We start from the raw sequence: 20,027 nt of genomic DNA on the forward strand, positions 1-20,027 counted from the left end.
AACTTATCGGGAATTGGTACACAGGTCAAATGGCAATCTTATTTATACAAAAATGTGCTAAAGAGAGTTTATCTGATTGTAATTAAAGGGTATTTAACTATTTTTACATTGATTGTATGCCCTGACAGGACGCAACGGAGTGTGATCTGACTCACTATATGAAAGCGGTATTATCAATGTAGCGTGCTGAATAGCAGTTTTATAGCAGAATAATAATCTGGAATCGGCTGCAAACCCGCATAAAGCCACTGTTTTTCAGTGGTGGCGCTATAAATGAAAAAAACAATCAGAACATAAGGAAAAGTAATCACGGATAGCGTGAATGAAATTGCAGTAATCCTGAGTATTTATTCATATAGATAAAGGCCGTCCAGGGCGATTGATCCAGGTCATCGCCGACAGAGGCTAAAAGTGGCAGGCTTGTCCCCTTTCTCCGGGACGGTCTATCAGATTATGCAGTTACAGAAATTAGTCAATATGTTTGGTGGGGATCTTTTGCAGCGGTACGGGCAAAAGGTTCATAAGCTGACGCTGCACGGCGGGTTTAGCTGCCCCAATCGCGATGGCACCATCGGGCGCGGCGGCTGCACCTTCTGTAACGTAGCGTCCTTTGCTGACGAAGCCCAGCAGCATAAATCTATCGCGGAACAGCTCGCCCATCAGGCCAGCCTGGTGAACCGCGCGAAGCAGTATCTGGCCTATTTCCAGGCCTACACCAGCACGTGGGCGGAGGCGCAGGTGCTGCGCTCTATGTATCAGCAGGCCGTCAGCCAGGCTAACATCGTTGGGCTGTGCGTGGGCACGCGCCCGGACTGCGTACCGGACGCGGTGCTGGATCTGCTCAGCGAGTACAAAGAACAAGGCTACGAGATCTGGCTGGAGCTGGGCCTGCAAACCGCGCACGACAAAACCCTGCACCGCATTAACCGTGGCCATGATTTTGCCTGCTACCAGCGCACCACGCGCCTGGCCCGTGAGCGAGGGCTGAAGGTCTGTTCACACCTGATTGTTGGGTTACCCGGTGAAGGTCAACAGCATGGCCTTGAAACGCTGGAAAAGGTGGTTGAGACCGGCGTGGACGGCATTAAGCTGCACCCGCTGCATATCGTTACGGGAAGCATTATGGCGAAAGCCTGGGAAGCGGGGCGGTTAAGCGGAATTGAGCTTGAGGACTATACGGTGACGGCGGGGGAGATGATTCGCCACACGCCGCCGGAAATCGTCTACCACCGCATCTCGGCCAGCGCCCGCCGTCCAACGCTTCTGGCACCGCTATGGTGTGAGAACCGCTGGACGGGGATGGTGGAAATCGACCGCTATCTGCAGGAGAACGGCGTACAGGGGTCGGCGCTTGGCCGCCCGTGGGTTCCCCGTCTACCGGCGACGGCCGCCTAACAGACTCCCCAGCATGCCGCGCACTATCTGATTGGTGACCTGTCGCGCCGCGCTTTTCGCCATGGTTTGTACCACGCCGTCGCGCTTGCCGCCGCGCGGCCCGGTGCTGCCGAACAGAATGTCTTTGAGCCCCCCGAGAATACCGTCATCCACGGCGACAGACTGCCCTTTAGCGGCAGGCGCATCCTGCGATTCGGTGGTCGCCTGAACCCCTTTTTGCAGCATCTCGAACGCGGACTCGCGATCCACCTCGTCTTCGTACTTCCCGTAAACCGGAGAGTGGTTAATCAGGCCGTTACGTTCATCGTCGGTAACCGGCCCCATGCGCGAGCAGGGCGCGATCACCATGGCGCGTTCCACCACGGACGGGCTGCCCTTCGCATCAAGGAACGAGATCAGCGCTTCACCGGTGCCTAACGCCTGAATCGCCGCTTCAGTGTCAAAGGCAGGATTGGCGCGCATGGTTTGCGCGGCGGCTTTCACCGCTTTCTGATCCTTCGGCGTAAAGGCGCGCAGGGCGTGCTGCACGCGGTTACCAAGCTGGCCGAGCACGTTATCCGGGATATCCGACGGGTTTTGTGAAACAAACCAGACGCCGACCCCTTTGGAGCGGATCAGGCGAATGACCTGTTCAATTTTATCCAGCAATACCTGCGGCGCGTCGTTAAACAGAAGGTGCGCTTCGTCAAAGAAGAACACCAGCTTCGGTTTTTCCAGATCGCCCGCTTCCGGTAACTGCTCGTACAGTTCGGAGAGCATCCACAGCAGGCTGGCGGCGTAGAGCTTTGGCATCTGGTAGAGCTTTTCCGAACTCAGAATGTTGATGATGCCTTTGCCGCTGCCGTCGGTGCGCATCCAGTCTTTGATATCCAGCATCGGCTCGCCAAAGAAGTGTTCGGCCCCCTGTTGCTCCAGGGTCAGCAACCCACGCTGAATGGCGCCCACCGAGGCGCTGCTGATATTGCCATACTGGTTCTGGAAGGATTTGGCGTTATCGCCGATGTACTGCGTAATGGCGCGCAGATCTTTGAAATCAAGCAGCAGCAGTCCCTGATCGTCGGCAATGCGGAAGATAATATTCAGCACGCCGGACTGCACGTCGTTGAGGTTAAGCAGACGGGCCAGCAGCAGCGGGCCGAGATCGGAGACGGTGGCGCGCACCGGATGGCCTTTTTCACCAAAGATATCCCACACCACCACCGGATTGTTATGCGGCGTCCAGTCCGTGATGCCAATATTCTTCAGCCGTTCGAGCAGTTTTTCAGAGGCCGTCCCTTCCTGAGCCACACCGGTTAAATCGCCTTTCACGTCAGCCATAAAGACCGGTACGCCAATCTCCGAAAGCGACTCCGCCAGCTTTTGCAGGGTGACGGTTTTCCCCGTCCCGGTAGCTCCGGTGATCAGGCCGTGGCGGTTCGCCATCGCGGGCAGTAAATACAGCTCTTTTTCCAGCGTCCGGGCAATTAACAATGGTGTACTCATGATGCGCTTCCTCTCTTTGTCCTGGGTGGAGTATAGGCAACCTGATAGCAATTTGGTTGAGTAAATTCCTGACTTTGCGGCGCATTATCCAGCGCGGACTATGCTTTTGCATACGGTTCACAAAATAGTGGGAAACTATGTCCAGATTCTTCTTTAACGATCGCAAACAGCTGGTCAACGATGCCATTGAAGGCATACTGCTTTCTGCGCCACACGCAAACCTCGTCAAACTTGATATCGATCCGGCCATCAGGATCGTCGCGCGCGGCGACTGGGACAAAAGCCGCGTGGCGTTGATCTCCGGCGGAGGCTCAGGCCACGAACCCGCGCACGCCGGGTTTGTCGGCAAAGGGATGCTGACGGCGGCAGTGTGTGGCGATCTGTTTGCCTCGCCGAGCGTGGATGCGGTGCTGAATGCCATTGTGGCGGTCACGGGCGATCGCGGCTGTCTGCTGATCGTCAAAAACTACACCGGCGATCGACTGAACTTTGGCCTGGCGGCAGAAAAGGCCAAACGCTACGGCCTGAAGGTGGAGATGGTGATCGTGGCGGACGATATCGCGCTGCCCGATAACAAACAGCCGCGCGGTATTGCCGGTACGGCACTGGTGCATAAGGTTGCGGGCTATGCGGCGGAGCACGGGAAATCGTTGAGCGAAGTGCGGGAAATTGCGCAACAGGCCTGCGACAACCTGTGGAGCCTGGGCGTTGCAATGCAAACCTGCAACCTGCCGGGCAGCGACGAGGAAGAGGGGCGCATTAAGCAAGGCCATGTTGAGCTGGGTTTGGGCATTCACGGCGAGCCGGGAGCTTCCGTCGTGGATACGCAGAACAGCAAAGCCATTATCGACACGCTGGTGACGCCGCTACGCGCGCAGGCGGGAGAGGGGCGCTTTGCGGTATTGATTAACAATCTTGGCGGCGTATCGGCGCTTGAAATGGCGCTGCTGACCAAAGAGCTGGCGCATTCGGCGCTGAAAGAGGAGATCGCGTACCTGATAGGCCCCGCGCCGCTGGTGAGCGCGCTGGACATGAAGGGCTTTTCGCTCACGCTGCTGAAGCTCAACGATTTCTTCGAAAAGGCGATTCACGCCGAGGTTGAAACGCTGGGCTGGCAGAAGCCCGTGGCGTTTGCGCCACTGCGCACCGTGGCGCATAGCGCCATCCACGATCGCGTGGAATACACCCCGTCGGACAATCTGCGGGTGGGCGAATATGTCTCCTCGGTGACCAGCACGCTGCTCCAGCTGGAAAACCGGCTGAACGCGCTGGATGCCAAAGTGGGCGACGGTGATACGGGCTCCACCTTTGCGCAAGGCGCGCGGGATATTGCGCAGCGCCTGGAGGATCGCAAGCTCCCGCTTGATAACGTATCGACGCTGCTGCTGCTGGTGGGTGAGCGGCTGGCCACGGTGATGGGCGGATCGAGCGGGGTGCTAATGTCGATCTTCTTTACCGCTGCCGGGCAAAAGCTTCACGAGGATCGGTCTTTGCCGGAGGCGTTGCTCAGCGGGCTGACACAGATGAAGCAGTACGGTGGGGCAGATCTCGGCGATCGTACCCTGATCGACGCGCTGCAGCCGGCGCTGGAGGCGTTGCAGAAAAAAGATCTTCAGTCAGCGGCGCAGGCGGCACAGCAGGGGGCAGAGGCAACGGCGAAAATGGCGAAAGCCGGAGCAGGGCGCTCGTCATATGTGAATAAAGAGAATCTGGACGGCGTAATGGACCCGGGGGCGGTCGCGGTGGCAGAGGTGTTTAAGGCCATGGTAGAAGCAAAACGGTAACAACCGTTACCGTTTTTAGTGTTTGCGCCCTCTCCCCGTGGGAGAGGGTTGGGGTGAGGGCATCAGGCCGCACATTCCCCGGCAATGTCACATCAAAAATCCGCTTTCAACACCACGCGGTAGCGGGCTTTGCCGTCACGCACGTGCTGGATCGCTTCGTTGATTTTCGACATCGGATACAGTTCGGTGGTCGGGGCCACTTTGGTGCGTCCGGCAAACTTCATCAGCTTGCGCAACTCAAATGGCGTACCGGTCGCGGAGCCTGACACGCTGCGATCCCCGCCGATCAGGGTAAACGCCGGAACCGGCAGCGGCTTCATTACGGCACCTACGGTATGGAAGTTGCCGCCGTAGGCCAGCGCTTCAAAGTACGGCTGCCAGTCGAGATCCACGTTCACGGTGTTGATGATCAGATCAAACTGCCCGGCCAGCGCGTTCAGCGCTTCAGGATCGCGGCTGTTCACAACTTTATCCGCACCCATCGCCAGCACTTCTTTCTCTTTTGCCGGGTTCGAGCTAAACGCCGTGACTTCACAGCCCATCGCGTGCAGCAGCTTGATGGCGATATGCCCCAGACCGCCAATACCGATCACGCCCACGCGGCTGGTGGCGGTGATATGGTGCATCAGCAGGGGTTTGAAGACGGTGATACCGCCGCACAGCAGCGGACCGGCGGATTCGATATCAATGCTGTCCGGCAGCGGGATGACCCATTGCCAGTCGGCGCGCAGCTTATCGGCAAAACCGCCCTTGTTCAGAATGGTGGGAACGGCGCCTTCGAGGCAGTTGATCTGATTGCCGCTGATACAGGCATCGCAGTGGCCGCAGCTGCGTGCCGTCCAGCCAATGCCCACCCGCTGGCCCACTTTCAGCCCTTTGTCCTGCGCGGCGCTACCGAGCGCCACGACGCGGCCAATGACTTCGTGCCCGGCAACCAGCGGATAGCTCGAGAAGCCCCATTCGTTGTCGATCATCGAGAGATCCGAGTGGCAGATCCCGCAGTAATCAACCTGTACTTCGACGTCTTCTGCTTTTAGTTCGCCCGCATCGTACTCGTACAGCTCAAGTTCTGCACCCGCCTGCGGTGCGGCGTAGCTTTTTATCTTCGACATCGTGTTTCCCCCGTTATGGTGTGAACTGAGAGTGTAGAGCATTCAGTTTACAGCCGCTTAACAGAAGAGGGCAGGAACGAAAGTTACAGACTTTTCAGCATCCTGACTTCGCAGTCAACGTGGCCGGTACAGCCCAGCGGCGCATCGATATGCTCAAAGCCCAGATGTTCATACAGGCCGATGGCCTCTTTGAGGAAAGCGGTGGTTTCAAGGTAGCAGCGGGTAAAACCCTGCTTGCGCGCGTGGTCCAGCGCAATCAGCGCCAGCTTTTTCGCCAGCCCTTGTCCGCGCGCCGTTGGCAGGAAATACATTTTCTGTAGTTCGCAGATATCCGGCTCGCTGCAGCTGAGGGGCGCCACGCCGCCACCGCCCACAACCTGGCCGTTCTGCTCGATTACCCAGTAGGCATGCCCTGGCTGGCTGTAGAGCTGGAAAAGCTCGTCCAGGTTCGGGTCCGCAACCGTGTAGCCTTTGTCAGCCGTCAGGCCATATTCGGCAGAAACGGTGCGGATAACGGCGGCGATAGCCGGATTATCCTGCTCAGTGATCCGACGCATCGTCGTCGCGACGGGGGTAATCACGCTCATAGCATTACTCATTACAAAAATTCACACATAACTGCTGTTAATAGCACCGCAGAAAGGGGAGTGCAAGCGAGGAGTTTTCAGGAAGGTTACCCCTTACGCCCTGAAGCGTAAGGGGTAAAAGCATTACAGTGCGGCAATAACCGCCTGCTGCTCAATCAGCTTGGTCTTCGCATCGGCGAAAGCAACCAGACGCTCACGCTCTTTCGCGATGACCGCTTCCGGCGCGCGGGCGACAAAACCTTCATTCGCCAGCTTGCTTTCGATTTTGCCAATTTCCACGTCAACTTTCGCCACTTCTTTCGTCAGACGCGCCAGCTCGGCGTCCTTGTCGATCAGGCCTGCCATCGGGATCAGCAGCTCGGCGCCGTCGATGATTTTGGTCACGGAAACCGGACCTTTGTCATCCGCAGGCAGCACGGTGATGCTTTCCAGACGCGCCATGGTCTTAAGGAAGGTGTTGTTCTCGGTGATGCGACGAACAGCCGCTTCGCTGCAGCCACGAAGCAGCAGCTCCAGCGGTTTGCCAGGGGCGATGTTCATTTCAGCACGGATGTTACGTACCGAAACGATCGCCTGCTTCAGCCACTCGGTATCCGCGGACGCCGCTTCATCAACCTTAGCCGCATCGAATTCCGGGAACGGCTGCAGCATGATGGTATCGGCGTTGATGCCTGCAATCACCTTCACGCGCTGCCAGATAGTTTCGGTGATAAATGGAATGACCGGATGCGCCAGGCGCAGCAGACCTTCCAGAACGGTAATCAGCGTGTTGCGCGTGCCGCGCAGTTCCGCCTCAGTACCGCCGTTCATCACCGGCTTCGCCAGCTCCAGATACCAGTCGCAGAACTGGTTCCAGGTGAATTCATACAGGATGCCCGCCGCGATATCGAAGCGGTAGCTGTCCAGCGCCTCACGGAACGCTTTCACCGTCTGGTTGAATTCCGCCAGGATCCAGCGGTCCGCCAGAGACAGCGTCATCTCGCCGCCGTTGAAGCCACAGTCCTGATCTTCGGTGTTCATCAGCACGAAGCGGCTGGCGTTCCACAGCTTGTTACAGAAGTTACGGTAACCTTCCAGACGCTTCATGTCCCAGTTGATGTCACGGCCGGTAGAGGCCAGTGCCGCCAGGGTGAAGCGCAGGGCGTCGGTACCGTGAGACTCGATCCCGTTCGGGAACTGTTTCTCGGTGCGCTTGCGGATTTTCTCAGCCAGCTGCGGCTGCATCATGTTGCCGGTACGTTTTTCCAGCAGGTCTTCCAGAGAGATACCGTCAACCATGTCCAGCGGGTCAATCACGTTACCCTTGGACTTGGACATCTTCTGGCCTTCGTCGTCGCGGATCAGACCGGTCATGTAGACGGTATGGAACGGAACCTGCGGCTTGCCGTCTTCGTCTTTGATGAAGTGCATGGTCATCATGATCATGCGCGCAATCCAGAAGAAGATAATGTCGAAGCCGGAGACCATCACGCTGGTTGGGTGGAACTGACGCAGCGCGTCGGTGTTTTCTGGCCAGCCGAGGGTGGAGAAGGTCCACAGCGCGGAGGAGAACCAGGTGTCCAGCACGTCTTCGTCCTGACGCAGCGCAACGTCCGCGCTCAGGTTGTTTTCCTGACGGACTTCATCTTCCGTACGGCCAACGTAGACGTTACCTTCGTTGTCGTACCACGCCGGAATACGGTGACCCCACCACAGCTGACGGGAGATACACCAGTCCTGAATGTCACGCATCCAGGAGAAGTACATGTTTTCGTACTGCTTCGGCACGAACTGAATGCTGCCGTTCTCAACCGCTTCAACAGCTGGTTTCGCCAGCACGTCGGCACGCACGTACCACTGGTCGGTCAGCATTGGCTCGATCACCACGCCGCCACGGTCGCCGTACGGCACGGTCAGATCGTGAGGTTTGATCTCTTCGAGCAGGCCGAGTGCGTCGACGGCAGCCACAATCGCTTTACGCGCGGCAAAGCGTTCCAGCTTTTGGAACTCCGCCGGGATGTCGCTGGAGTAAACGTCAGACTCTTCGCCTTTAGTGTCATACACTTCTGCGCTTTCACGGATATCGCCGTCAAAGGTCAGGATGTTGATCATTGGCAGGGCGTGACGACGACCGACTTCATAGTCGTTGAAGTCGTGCGCAGGGGTGATTTTTACGCAGCCGGTGCCTTTTTCCATGTCGGCGTGTTCGTCGCCCACAATTGGAATACGGCGGTTTACCAGCGGCAGCACTACGAATTTGCCGATCAGATCTTTATAACGCGGATCTTCCGGGTTAACGGCCACGCCGGTATCGCCCAGCAGGGTTTCCGGACGGGTGGTCGCGACCACCAGGTAATCTTTACCGTCGGCGGTTTTTGCGCCATCGGCCAGCGGATAGCGGATGTGCCACATGGAGCCTTTAGACTCGCGGTTTTCCACTTCCAGGTCAGAGATGGCGGTGCGCAGTTTCGGATCCCAGTTTACCAGGCGTTTGCCGCGGTAAATCAGGTCTTCTTTGTACAGGCGGACGAAAACTTCTTTAACGGCGTTGGATAGGCCTTCATCCATGGTGAAGCGCTCGCGCTCCCAATCCACGGAGTTGCCGAGACGGCGCATCTGACGGGTAATGGTGCCGCCGGATTCCGCCTTCCACTGCCAGATTTTGTCGATGAACGCGTCGCGACCGTAGTCGTGGCGGGTTTTTCCTTCTTCAGCGGCAATTTTACGCTCAACCACCATCTGGGTCGCGATACCCGCGTGGTCAGTCCCCGCCTGCCACAGGGTGTTTTTACCCTGCATGCGCTGGTAGCGGATCATGGTGTCCATGATGGTCTGCTGGAAAGCATGACCCATATGCAAACTGCCGGTGACGTTCGGCGGCGGGATCATGATGCAGAAGGACTCTTTGCTTTCGTCGCCGTTAGGCTTGAAATAGCCCTGCTGTTCCCAGTGCTCGTAAAGCGGCTGTTCGATATCGCGTGGGTTATATGTCTTTTCCATTATTTCCAGGTTGCCGTATTCAGGTTAAAACCAGCCAGGCGGTACGCTTTATAGCGTTCGCGCGCCAGTTGTTTCAAAGATTCTTCGTAAGGGACAAAGTCTACCACTTCTGTGAAAGCGGTGGCAAAATCTGCAAAATCTATCCGCAGGCTAATCAGAATATCGCGCGCGCTGCTGTTACGCTTTTGCGGCCAGGCAATTTCAACCGGTGCTCCACCGCGCGGGCCTTCGCCCGACAGGTTATGCGGGACAAAACTCTCCGGCGGGCGCGCCCACAGCGCCTCATCAAGGCGAATGGCCTGCTGTTCATCTTCACAGGCAATCAGAACGCGTTTACCTGCGCGCCAACGTTCTGCGGCAATTTCACACACCAGCTGTTCGACGGCGCTGAGGCCATCCTGATGGGTGTCGTTGTCCAGAAGGTAGAACGTTGCATTCTTCATATATGGGGCTTCTTGTCGTGGATTTAAATGCAAAGCCGGGTGGCGCTACGCTTACCCGGCCTACGGTTGAGTGACGCTGTAGGCCGGGTAAGGCGAAGCCGCCACCCGGCGTTTTACATCACTCGTCGCCGTTAAAACCCGCACGATTGAGCAGGAACTGCGACAGCAGCGCCACTGGACGACCGGTTGCGCCTTTGGCTTTACCGGAGCGCCATGCGGTGCCCGCGATATCCAGGTGCGCCCAGTTGTACTTGCGGGTGAAGCGTGCCAGGAAGCAGCCCGCAGTGATCGCACCGCCAGGACGTCCGCCAATGTTCGCCATATCAGCAAAGTTGGACTCCAGCTGATCCTGATACTCGTCACCCAGCGGCAGACGCCATGCGCGGTCCCCGGCCTGCTCTGAGGCACCAATAAGCTCGTGCGCCAGCGGATTGTGGTTCGACATCAGGCCGGTGATATGGTGGCCCAGCGCAATCACACAGGCACCGGTGAGGGTGGCGACGTCAATCACCGCTTCAGGCTCGAAGCGCTCAACGTAGGTCAGCACGTCACACAGCACCAGACGGCCTTCGGCGTCGGTGTTCAGCACTTCAACGGTCTGGCCGGACATGGTGGTCAGCACGTCACCCGGACGATAGGCACGCCCCCCAGGCATGTTTTCGCAGCCCGCCAGTACGCCGATCACGTTGATAGGCAACTGAAGCTCCGCAACCATGCGCATCACGCCGTAAACCGCCGCCGCGCCGCACATGTCGTATTTCATCTCGTCCATGCCTTCGGCAGGCTTGATGGAGATACCGCCGGAGTCGAAGGTCAGGCCTTTACCGACCAGTACAATCGGGCGCGCGTCTTCGGACGGGTTGCCTTTGTACTCGATGACGGACATCAGGGATTCATTCTGCGAGCCGTTACCGACCGCCAGGTAAGAGTGCATCCCCAGCTCTTTCATCTGCTGTTCGCCGATGACGCGGGTAATGACGTTTTTGCTGTAGGCGTCGGCCAGCTGACGTGCCTGAGAGGCCAGGTACGCTGCGTTACAGATGTTAGGCGGCATATTGCCGAGATCTTTAGCCGCTTTAATGCCGGCTGCGATCGCCAGACCGTGCTGGATCGCGCGTTCGCCGCTGGTCAGTTCGCGACGGGTTGGCACGTTAAAGACCATTTTACGCAGCGGACGACGCGGCTCGCTTTTATTGGTCTTCAGCTGATCGAAGCTGTACAGGCTCTCTTTTGCCGTTTCAACCGCCTGACGTACTTTCCAGTAGGTGTTACGTCCTTTGACGTGCAGCTCGGTCAGGAAGCAGACGGCTTCCATTGAGCCAGTATCATTCAGCGTATTGATTGTTTTCTGAATCACCTGCTTATACTGACGTTCATCCAGCTCGCGCTCTTTGCCGCAGCCAATCAGCAGAATACGCTCTGACAGTACGTTCGGAACATGGTGCAGTAACAGCGTCTGCCCAGGTTTGCCTTCCAGTTCGCCACGGCGCAGCAGGGCGCTAATATAGCCGTCACTGATTTTATCGAGTTGCTCGGCGATCGGGGAGAGTCGGCGTGGTTCAAAGACGCCCACAACGATGCAGGCACTCCGCTGTTTCTCCGGGCTACCGCTTTTTACACTGAACTCCATGCACTACGCTCCTGAATCTTAAAGACAACGGCGGCTGCTACGGATAGAATTGAAACCTTTCGTAACTCATGTCCGCTGTTGTGGTGACTTCGTGTTAATCTTACGTTACTACGGTTTCGACACGTCAGAAAAAGTCCTGAAGCGTGAATCCGCTGGATGTTTTAATCTTAGCGATGATTTCGACGACTCAAGAGAATAAATGACGTTTAAGCCATGAAACAAGCGAAATTCCTGCAAAGAGACGGGTTTTTACGGGCGTATTTAAAGTGATAATCATAAGATATCTGGTGCGGGAGACGCTCAAAAGCCAACTGGCGATCCTCTTTATCCTGCTGCTGATTTTTTTCTGTCAGAAGCTGGTTAAGATCCTCGGTGCGGCCGTTGACGGCGAAATTCCAACAAATCTGGTGCTTTCCCTGCTTGGTTTAGGGATCCCGGAAATGGCGCAGCTCATCCTGCCGCTAAGTCTTTTCCTTGGCCTGCTCATGACGCTTGGGAAACTCTACACCGAGAGTGAAATCACGGTGATGCATGCCTGCGGCCTGAGTAAAGCCGTACTGGTGAAAGCGGCCATGATACTGGCGCTGTTCACGGGCATTGTTGCGGCGGTGAATGTGATGTGGGCGGGTCCTATGTCTTCCCGTCATCAGGACGAAGTGCTGGCCGAGGCGAAAGCCAACCCCGGCATGGCGGCGTTAGCCCAGGGTCAGTTCCAGCAGGCAACCGACGGCAACTCCGTGCTGTTTATTGAGAGCGTTGACGGCAGTAAATTCAACGACGTCTTCCTGGCGCAGTTACGTCCCAAAGGTAACGCGCGTCCGTCAGTGGTGGTTGCAGACTCCGGTCAGCTTGCTCAGCGCAAAGATGGTTCTCAGGTCGTGACGCTGAACAAAGGCACCCGTTTCGAAGGCACCGCGATGCTGCGCGACTTCCGTATTACGGATTTCCAGAACTATCAGGCCATTATCGGCCATCAGGCGGTGGCGCTCGATCCAACGGATACCGAGCAAATGGACATGCGTACCCTCTGGAATACCGATACCGACCGAGCGCGCGCTGAGTTCCACTGGCGTATTACGCTCGTCTTCACCGTGTTTATGATGGCGCTGATTGTCGTTCCGCTGAGCGTGGTGAACCCGCGCCAGGGACGCGTGCTCTCTATGCTGCCGGCGATGCTGCTTTACCTGATCTATTTCCTGCTGCAAACCTCGATTCGTTCTAACGGCGCGAAGGGTAAGCTGGACCCTATGGTCTGGACATGGTTCGTCAACAGCCTGTACATCTTACTGGCGCTGGGATTAAACCTGTGGGATACGGTGCCTGTGCGCCGCATACGTGCCCGATTCTCGCGTAAAGGAGCCATCTAATGCAGGCGTTTGGCGTTCTTGATCGCTATATCGGTAAAACCATTTTTACCACCATCATGATGACGTTGTTCATGCTGGTGTCGCTCTCCGGCATTATCAAATTTGTCGATCAGCTGAAAAAAGCCGGGCAGGGGAGCTATGACGCGGTGGGCGCGGGGATGTATACCCTGCTCAGCGTGCCGAAAGATGTGCAGATCTTCTTCCCGATGGCGGCCCTGCTGGGCGCGCTGCTGGGGCTGGGAATGCTGGCGCAGCGCAGTGAGCTGGTCGTTATGCAGGCCTCGGGCTTTACCCGCATGCAGGTCGCGCTGTCGGTCATGAAAACCGCGATCCCACTGGTGCTGTTGACCATGGCGATTGGCGAGTGGGTCGCACCGCAGGGCGAACAGATGGCGCGTAACTACCGTGCGCAGGCAATGTACGGCGGTTCACTGCTCTCGACACAACAAGGTTTATGGGCGAAAGACGGTAAAAACTTCGTCTACATCGAACGGGTAAATGGGAATGATGAGCTGGGTGGGGTGAGCATCTACGCGTTCGATGACCAGCGCCGTCTGGAGTCAGTCCGCCATGCCTCTTCGGCGAAATTTGACGCCGACAAAAAACAGTGGCGTTTGTCCCAGGTAGATGAGTCTGACCTGACCGATCCGAAACAGATCGCCGGTTCTCAGACGGTCACCGGGACGTGGAAGACTAACCTGACGCCCGATAAGCTCGGGGTCGTGGCGCTGGATCCTGACGCGCTCTCCATCAGCGGGTTACACAACTATGTGAAATACCTTAAGTCGAGCGGGCAGGATGCAGGACGTTATCAGCTCAACATGTGGAGCAAAATCTTCCAGCCGATGTCCGTGGCGGTGATGATGCTGATGGCGCTGTCGTTTATCTTCGGCCCGTTACGCAGCGTGCCGATGGGCGTGCGCGTCGTGACCGGTATCAGCTTCGGCTTTGTGTTCTACGTGCTGGACCAGATCTTCGGTCCACTGACGCTGGTTTATGGCATTCCGCCGATCATTGGTGCGCTGCTGCCAAGCGCCAGCTTCCTCCTGATCAGCCTCTGGCTGTTGTTGAAACGCTCCTGATTGACCTCTCCTCGCTTCCGGTTAACCGGGAGCGAGGCTAATCTCCTGTTTCACCCCGCACTTTTTCTCACAACCTTCAACGCCTCGCCCTGAATTTGAGTATTATTGAGCGATAAAGTCGTGAAGGGATCCTCTATGAAGCAAATTCGAATGCTTGCCCAGTATTACGTCGACCTGATGATGAAGCTTGGGCTGGTGCGTTTCTCCATGCTGCTTGCGCTTGCGCTGGTCGTTCTGGCCATTGTCGTGCAAATGGCCGTTACCATGGTTCTGCATGGTCAGGTCGAGAGTATCGACGTCATCCGCTCCATCTTCTTTGGCTTGCTCATTACTCCCTGGGCGGTCTATTTCCTTTCCGTGGTGGTTGAACAACTGGAAGAGTCCCGTCAGCGTCTGTCAAAACTGGTCGATAAACTGGAAGAGATGCGCGAGCGCGACCTGAAGCTCAACGTCCAGCTCAAAGACAACATTGCGCAACTGAACCAGGAGATTTCAGATCGTGAGAAGGCGGAGGCCGAGCGTCAGGCTACGCTTGAGCAACTTAAAATCGAAATGAAAGAGCGCGAGGTCACGCAGATCCAGCTTGAGCAGCAATCCTCTTTCCTGCGGTCGTTCCTCGATGCTTCGCCGGATCTGGTGTTTTACCGTAATGAAGATAAAGAGTTTTCCGGCTGTAACCGGGCGATGGAGTTGCTCACCGGGAAAAGCGAGAAGCAGCTGATTAACCTGAAGCCGCAGGACGTTTACTCTGAAGAGGCGGCGGCCAAGGTCATGGAGACGGACGAAAAAGTATTCCGCCATAACGTCTCGCTGACCTATGAACAGTGGCTGGATTACCCGGACGGACGCAAAGCCTGCTTTGAGATCCGTAAGGTGCCCTACTATGACCGCGTGGGGAAACGCCACGGCCTGATGGGCTTTGGCCGCGATATCACCGAGCGTAAGCGCTATCAGGACGCCCTGGAGCGCGCCAGCCGCGACAAGACGACCTTTATCTCCACCATCAGCCACGAGCTGCGTACGCCGCTTAATGGCATTGTCGGGCTGAGCCGTATTCTGCTGGATACCGACCTGACCGCAGAGCAGGAAAAATACCTCAAGACTATCCATGTCTCCGCGGTCACGCTGGGTAATATCTTCAACGATATTATTGATATGGATAAGATGGAGCGCCGTAAAGTTCAGCTTGATAATCAGCCTGTTGATTTCACCAGCTTCCTTGCCGATCTGGAAAACCTGTCCGGCCTGCAGGCGCAGCAGAAGGGGCTGCGTTTTGTCATGGAGCCAACCCTGCCGCTGCCGCATAAAGTGGTGACTGACGGCACGCGTCTGCGCCAGATCCTGTGGAACCTTATCAGCAACGCGGTGAAATTTACCCAGAAGGGGCAGGTGGCGGTGCGCATCCGCTTTGACGAAGGCGATATGCTGCACTTCGAGGTGGAAGACTCCGGGATGGGTATTCCACAGGAGGAGCAGGACAAAATTTTCGCGATGTATTACCAGGTGAAGGACAGCAACGGCGGGAAACCGGCGACCGGAACGGGCATTGGCCTGGCGGTCTCTAAACGGCTGGCGAAAAGCATGGGGGGCGATATCACCGTTGCCAGCCAGCCGGGTAAAGGGTCAACCTTCACGCTGACGGTCCACGCGCCGGCGGTGGCGGAGGAGGTTGAGGATACCTTTGAAAACGACGACATGCCGCTGCCTGCGCTGCACGTCCTGCTGGTGGAAGACATTGAGCTGAACGTGATTGTGGCGCGCTCTGTGCTGGAGAAACTGGGCAACAGCGTGGATGTCGCGATGACCGGTAAGGCCGCGCTGGAGATGTTTAAACCGGGCGAATACGATCTTGTCCTGCTGGATATTCAACTACCGGATATGACCGGGCTGGATATCTCGCGTGAGCTGACGCGTCAGTACGCGGCCGACGAGCTGCCGCCGCTGGTGGCGCTGACGGCGAACGTGCTGAAAGATAAAAAAGAGTATCTCGATGCCGGTATGGACGATGTACTCAGCAAGCCGCTGGCGGTGCCTGCTCTGACCGCCATGATTAAGAAGTTCTGGGATACCCGTGATGAAGAGGAGAGCACCATGACGTCTGTTGATAGCGCAAAAGCCCAAACGATACTCGATACCGCGATGCTGGAGCAGTACATCGATCTGGTCGGCCCGAAACTGATTACCGATGGTCTGGCGGTGTTCGAAAAAATGATGCCGGGCTATCTGAGCGTGCTGGAATCAAACCTGACGGCTCGTGACCAGAAGGGCATTGTGGAAGAAGGACATAAAATTAAAGGTGCCGCCGGCTCGGTTGGCCTACGCCACCTGCAGCAGTTGGGTCAACAGATTCAGTCGCCTGATTTACCTGCATGGGAAGATAACGTGGGTGATTGGGTTGAAGAGATGAAACAAGAGTGGCAAAACGATGTTGCGGTGCTTAAAGCCTGGGTCGATGCCAGAAAAAAATGACCCCGGCTTAACCGGGGTGCGCGAATACTGCGCCAACACCAGGGAAATCGTGGCTGCGCCTGTTTTTTAAAGTTATTTTCGAAAGGGCGCTGCCTGAAAAATTTAGGCCGCACGCAGATAAGATAGCAAATCTTAAATGGTTTGTTACATGAATCAGTGAAATGTGTGAAGCATAGCGTTTTAATCAAAATTATTAATGTGCTTCAGCAAGTTGCAGAAAAGGATTGTCATGATGAAAAAGATTGGTGTCGTGCTGAGCGGATGCGGTGTTTACGATGGTTCTGAGATACATGAAGCCGTAATCACGCTGCTGGCCCTGGCTAAGCACGGAGCAGAGGTTATTTGTTTTGCGCCAGACAAAAATCAGGCGGATGTAATTAATCATCTGACCGGTGAGCCGATGGCGGAAACCCGTAATGTACTGATTGAAGCCGCGCGTATTGCTCGAGGTGATATCCATCCTCTTATTCAGGCAGATCCTACAGAGCTTGATGCGCTGATTGTGCCGGGTGGGTTTGGCGCGGCCAAAAATCTCAGTACCTTTGCTGCGCAGGGCGCGGAGTGTCAGGTCGATCCTCATTTAAAGGCGCTGTCGCAGGCCATGCATGCGGCAGGAAAACCGCTGGGCTTTATCTGCATCGCGCCGGCAATGCTGCCCAGAATTTTTGATTTCCCGCTGCGCCTGACTATCGGGACGGATATTGATACCGCAGAGATCGTCGAGGAAATGGGGGGCGAACACGTTCCGTGCCCGGTTGATGACATTGTGGTTGATGAAGATAACAAAATTGTCACTACACCAGCGTATATGCTGGCGAATAATATCGCTGAGGCGGCCTCAGGCATTGAAAAGCTGGTGGCCCGCGTGCTGGTGCTGACTGAATGAGGCGTAAATTTGCCGCAGGCGCAGGGGTGAAACGTATTCTCTTGCGTATCGTTCTTGTACTGGCGGTATTCTGGGGAGGCGGGCTGGCTTTATTCAGCATTATGCCGGTTCCGTTCTCTGCCGTTATGGTTGAGCGCCAGCTTAGCGCGTGGTTCAGCGGTGATTTCGGCTATGTTGCCCACTCTGACTGGGTGAGCATGGACGAGATCTCACCGTTCATGGGGCTGGCGGTCATCGCGGCGGAGGACCAGAAATTCCCGGAGCACTGGGGGTTCGACGTGGCGGCCATTGAGAAGGCGTTAGCCCATAACGAACGCCATGAAAACCGCGTGCGCGGTGCGTCAACCTTGTCGCAGCAGACGGCCAAAAATCTGTTTCTGTGGGATGGTCGAAGCTGGGTGCGAAAAGGGCTGGAAGCGGGGTTGACCCTGGGGATGGAAACGGTCTGGAGCAAAAAACGCATTCTGACCGTCTATCTCAACGTCGCTGAGTTTGGCGACGGTGTTTTTGGCGTGGAAGCTGCCGCGCAGCGTTATTTCAATAAGCCAGCCAGCCGTCTGAGCATGTCAGAAGCAGCGCTATTGGCCGCTGTTTTACCGAATCCCATCCGCTTTAAAGCCAGTGCCCCATCAGGATACGTGCGAAGCCGTCAGGCGTGGATCATACGCCAGATGAATCAGCTGGGCGGAGAGGGTTTTATGCAGCGTAATAATCTTATGTAGGGCGGGTAAGCGCAGCGCCACCCGCCGAGGGGCGAACGTTAGTCTTCGTCAAAGCCAGCGTTAAACAGGGCAATCACCGCCGCCAGTGCTTCCTCTTCCTGAGGCCCGGTGGCTTCAACTTCAATCTGGCGCCCTTTGGCGGAATCCAGCATCAGCAGGGCGATCACGCTGTTCGCTTCCGCTTCGGTACCTTCGTCATTTCGCAGCAGAACCTCTGCATCAAAACCCTGCATCAGCTCAAACAGTTTCATCGCCGGGCGTGCATGCATACCCAGCTTATTGGTGATCTCAACGGTTTGTTTTACGGTCATGTTTTACGTTTTTCCAGCGTGCGATGACGGGACTGAACGTTCTTCCCGCGCGAGCGGAAATAGTCGGCCAGCTGTTCGGCGATATAAACCGAACGATGTTTACCGCCGGTACAGCCAATCGCCACCGTCAGGTAGCTACGATTGTTTGTCTCCAGCATAGGTAACCATAGCTCAAGGTAGCTTCGCGTCTGGTAGATAAAATTGTGAACTTCTGTGTGCCGGTCGAGGAAGGCCGCGACGGGTTTATCCAGACCGGTCATTGGACGCAGCTTCGGATCCCAGTGCGGGTTCGGCAGGAAGCGCACGTCGAAAACGTAATCCGCATCAATCGGAATACCGTGCTTAAAGCCGAAGGATTCGAACACCATTGTCAGTTCACGCTCGCGTTTACCCAACAGTCGGGTACGCAGCATTTCCGCCAGCTCGTGAACGGACATCTCAGAGGTGTCGACAATCAGGTCGGCACGAGAACGCAGCGGCTCCAGCAGGTCGCTCTCTTCATCGATAGCGCTCTCCAGAGAGAGGTTCTTGCTGGAAAGCGGGTGCAAACGACGGGTATCGCTGTAGCGACGGATCAGCGTATTGCGGTCTGCATCAAGGAACAGCAGCTGAGGCGAGAACGCATCAGGCAGGTTGCTCATGGCCTGTTCGAAGATCTCTGGCGATTCAGGCATGTTACGGACGTCGATACTGACGGCGGCAGAGGTTTGTCTCTCCGCAAGCGTGCGGGCCAGGTCGGGCAATAACACGACCGGCAGGTTATCGACGCAGTAAAAACCCATGTCTTCCAGCGCGCGCAGAGCAACGGATTTCCCCGACCCTGAACGGCCACTGACAATCATCAGCACCATGTTCCGTTTCTCCTCAGGACAACAGATGTGAAGGCCATCTCCTGGTTATGCATCATCCTGATTGCCTTCTGCTTCAGTGATAATTTGATAGAGCTCTTCATCACTTTGGGCCGAGCGCAGTCGACGGCAAATGGTTTTATCGGCCAGACGTTTTGCGACCAGCGACAGCGTATGCAGATGGGTTTTCGTCTGATCGGCAGGCACCAGCAGCGCGAAGAGGAGATCGACGGGCTGGTTATCAATGGCATCGAAGGCGATGGGTGTTTCAAGCTGCACAAACACACCAACGGCACGCAGGGTATCCTCTTCCAGTTTGCCGTGCGGGATCGCGATGCCGTTGCCGATACCGGTACTGCCCATTTTTTCACGGGTCAGAATCGCTTCGAATACCACCTGCGGCGGCAGGCCCAGCTGTTTTGCAGCCAGTTCACTGATGATCTCCAGCGCACGTTTTTTGCTCTGGCAGTGAACCGCACTGCGGGTACATTCCTGGTTAAGGACATTGCTCAGTTGAAGAGCGGAATCGTTGTTCATCATAATTTCACCTAAGCGCTAACTGTACAAATGGCCTGTTGTGTTTCACAACAGGCCGTCCTGCACCCGTTAACTGCCCGGACAATTAGTGTTGTTTCAGTTTATCTTTATGTTTATTGAGCTGTCGTGCAAGCTTATCAATCAAGCCGTCGATAGCAGCGTACATGTCTTGCCCTTCCGCACTGGCATGCAGTTCACCCCCGTTAACATGCAGGGTGGCATCCGAGATATGAGTCACTTTCTCCACTTTCAACACAATATAGACCTGATTGATCCTTTCGAAATACTGCTCGAGTTTTGCAAACTTCGCGTTCACAAAGTCGCGTAAAGCCTCAGTAATTTCGACGTTTTGTCCAGTGATGTTGAGCTGCATAGTGTCTTCCTTATCGGTTG

The 20,027-nt window shown here is 56.1% G+C and carries 17 protein-coding genes; 7 read left to right on the top strand and 10 right to left on the bottom strand.

What is annotated here, in order from left to right; all coding sequences use genetic code 11:
• Window positions 1-453: 453 nt before the first annotated feature.
• The gene (mnmL, locus tag KIF87_RS12075) at window positions 454-1,395 is read left to right on the top strand and encodes a tRNA modification radical SAM protein MnmL/YtqA (RefSeq protein ID WP_213328848.1); all 942 of its coding nucleotides are present in this window, start codon (window positions 454-456) and stop codon (window positions 1,393-1,395) included.
• On the opposite strand, the gene KIF87_RS12080 is transcribed toward mnmL, so the two are convergent.
• A complete protein-coding gene (locus KIF87_RS12080; RefSeq protein WP_213328849.1) occupies window positions 1,375-2,877 on the bottom strand; it encodes a helicase HerA-like C-terminal domain-containing protein in 1,503 nt (500 codons plus the stop codon). The genes mnmL and KIF87_RS12080 overlap by 21 nt on opposite strands.
• Before the next feature lie 137 nt (window positions 2,878-3,014).
• Between KIF87_RS12080 and KIF87_RS12085 the strand changes: the two genes are divergently transcribed.
• Window positions 3,015-4,661 (top strand): dihydroxyacetone kinase subunit DhaK, encoded by a 1,647-nt coding sequence (locus KIF87_RS12085; protein ID WP_213328850.1) that lies wholly within the window; start codon window positions 3,015-3,017, stop codon window positions 4,659-4,661.
• 92 nt (window positions 4,662-4,753) lie between these two features.
• Here KIF87_RS12085 and ahr read toward each other — a convergent pair whose 3' ends face one another.
• The 5 genes from ahr to pepA form a co-directional block, all read right to left on the bottom strand.
• Complete coding sequence (ahr, locus tag KIF87_RS12090) at window positions 4,754-5,773, bottom strand: NADPH-dependent aldehyde reductase Ahr (RefSeq protein WP_029739607.1); 1,020 nt, start codon at window positions 5,771-5,773, stop codon at window positions 4,754-4,756.
• A gap of 83 nt (window positions 5,774-5,856) precedes the next feature.
• On the bottom strand, window positions 5,857-6,360 hold the full coding sequence (locus tag KIF87_RS12095) for a GNAT family N-acetyltransferase (protein ID WP_198886065.1): 504 nt from the start codon (window positions 6,358-6,360) through the stop codon (window positions 5,857-5,859).
• 123 nt (window positions 6,361-6,483) lie between these two features.
• Entirely contained in the window at window positions 6,484-9,339 is a 2,856-nt protein-coding gene (locus KIF87_RS12100; RefSeq protein ID WP_213328851.1) for a valine--tRNA ligase, read from the bottom strand.
• The gene (gene holC, locus KIF87_RS12105) at window positions 9,339-9,782 is read right to left on the bottom strand and encodes a DNA polymerase III subunit chi (RefSeq protein WP_008502815.1); all 444 of its coding nucleotides are present in this window, start codon (window positions 9,780-9,782) and stop codon (window positions 9,339-9,341) included. Before holC ends, KIF87_RS12100 begins: the two co-directional genes overlap by 1 nt.
• 118 nt (window positions 9,783-9,900) lie before the next feature.
• Window positions 9,901-11,412 (bottom strand): leucyl aminopeptidase, encoded by a 1,512-nt coding sequence (gene pepA, locus KIF87_RS12110; RefSeq protein ID WP_023309366.1) that lies wholly within the window; start codon window positions 11,410-11,412, stop codon window positions 9,901-9,903.
• A gap of 266 nt (window positions 11,413-11,678) precedes the next feature.
• Between pepA and lptF the strand changes: the two genes are divergently transcribed.
• From lptF to mtgA, 5 genes are all read left to right on the top strand, one after another.
• On the top strand, window positions 11,679-12,779 hold the full coding sequence (gene lptF, locus KIF87_RS12115) for an LPS export ABC transporter permease LptF (RefSeq protein WP_213328852.1): 1,101 nt from the start codon (window positions 11,679-11,681) through the stop codon (window positions 12,777-12,779).
• Window positions 12,779-13,861 (top strand): LPS export ABC transporter permease LptG, encoded by a 1,083-nt coding sequence (gene lptG, locus KIF87_RS12120; protein WP_213328853.1) that lies wholly within the window; start codon window positions 12,779-12,781, stop codon window positions 13,859-13,861. The genes lptF and lptG overlap by 1 nt, the downstream gene beginning before the upstream one ends.
• A 135-nt stretch (window positions 13,862-13,996) precedes the next feature.
• Window positions 13,997-16,330: an aerobic respiration two-component sensor histidine kinase ArcB gene (arcB, locus tag KIF87_RS12125; protein ID WP_213328854.1), complete on the top strand. Its 2,334-nt coding sequence runs from the start codon at window positions 13,997-13,999 to the stop codon at window positions 16,328-16,330.
• Window positions 16,331-16,562: 232 nt separating this feature from the next.
• The gene (gene elbB, locus KIF87_RS12130; protein WP_213328942.1) at window positions 16,563-17,216 is read left to right on the top strand and encodes an isoprenoid biosynthesis glyoxalase ElbB; all 654 of its coding nucleotides are present in this window, start codon (window positions 16,563-16,565) and stop codon (window positions 17,214-17,216) included.
• A complete protein-coding gene (gene mtgA / locus KIF87_RS12135; RefSeq protein ID WP_213328855.1) occupies window positions 17,213-17,938 on the top strand; it encodes a monofunctional biosynthetic peptidoglycan transglycosylase in 726 nt (241 codons plus the stop codon). Before elbB ends, mtgA begins: the two co-directional genes overlap by 4 nt.
• Before the next feature lie 38 nt (window positions 17,939-17,976).
• On the opposite strand, the gene npr is transcribed toward mtgA, so the two are convergent.
• The 4 genes from npr to hpf all read right to left on the bottom strand — a co-directional run bounded on the left by npr (window position 17,977) and on the right by hpf (window position 20,007).
• Entirely contained in the window at window positions 17,977-18,249 is a 273-nt protein-coding gene (gene npr, locus KIF87_RS12140; protein WP_003861872.1) for a PTS phosphocarrier protein NPr, read from the bottom strand.
• A complete protein-coding gene (gene rapZ, locus KIF87_RS12145) occupies window positions 18,246-19,100 on the bottom strand; it encodes an RNase adapter RapZ (protein ID WP_014885397.1) in 855 nt (284 codons plus the stop codon). Before rapZ ends, npr begins: the two co-directional genes overlap by 4 nt.
• A 45-nt stretch (window positions 19,101-19,145) precedes the next feature.
• Complete coding sequence (gene ptsN, locus KIF87_RS12150) at window positions 19,146-19,637, bottom strand: PTS IIA-like nitrogen regulatory protein PtsN (RefSeq protein ID WP_008501443.1); 492 nt, start codon at window positions 19,635-19,637, stop codon at window positions 19,146-19,148.
• 82 nt (window positions 19,638-19,719) lie between these two features.
• The gene (gene hpf, locus KIF87_RS12155; protein WP_008501444.1) at window positions 19,720-20,007 is read right to left on the bottom strand and encodes a ribosome hibernation promoting factor; all 288 of its coding nucleotides are present in this window, start codon (window positions 20,005-20,007) and stop codon (window positions 19,720-19,722) included.
• Window positions 20,008-20,027 lie beyond the last annotated feature (20 nt).

This window comes from Enterobacter sp. 120016 (assembly GCF_018383635.1).
In the GTDB taxonomy this organism is placed as follows: domain Bacteria; phylum Pseudomonadota; class Gammaproteobacteria; order Enterobacterales; family Enterobacteriaceae; genus Enterobacter; species Enterobacter asburiae_D.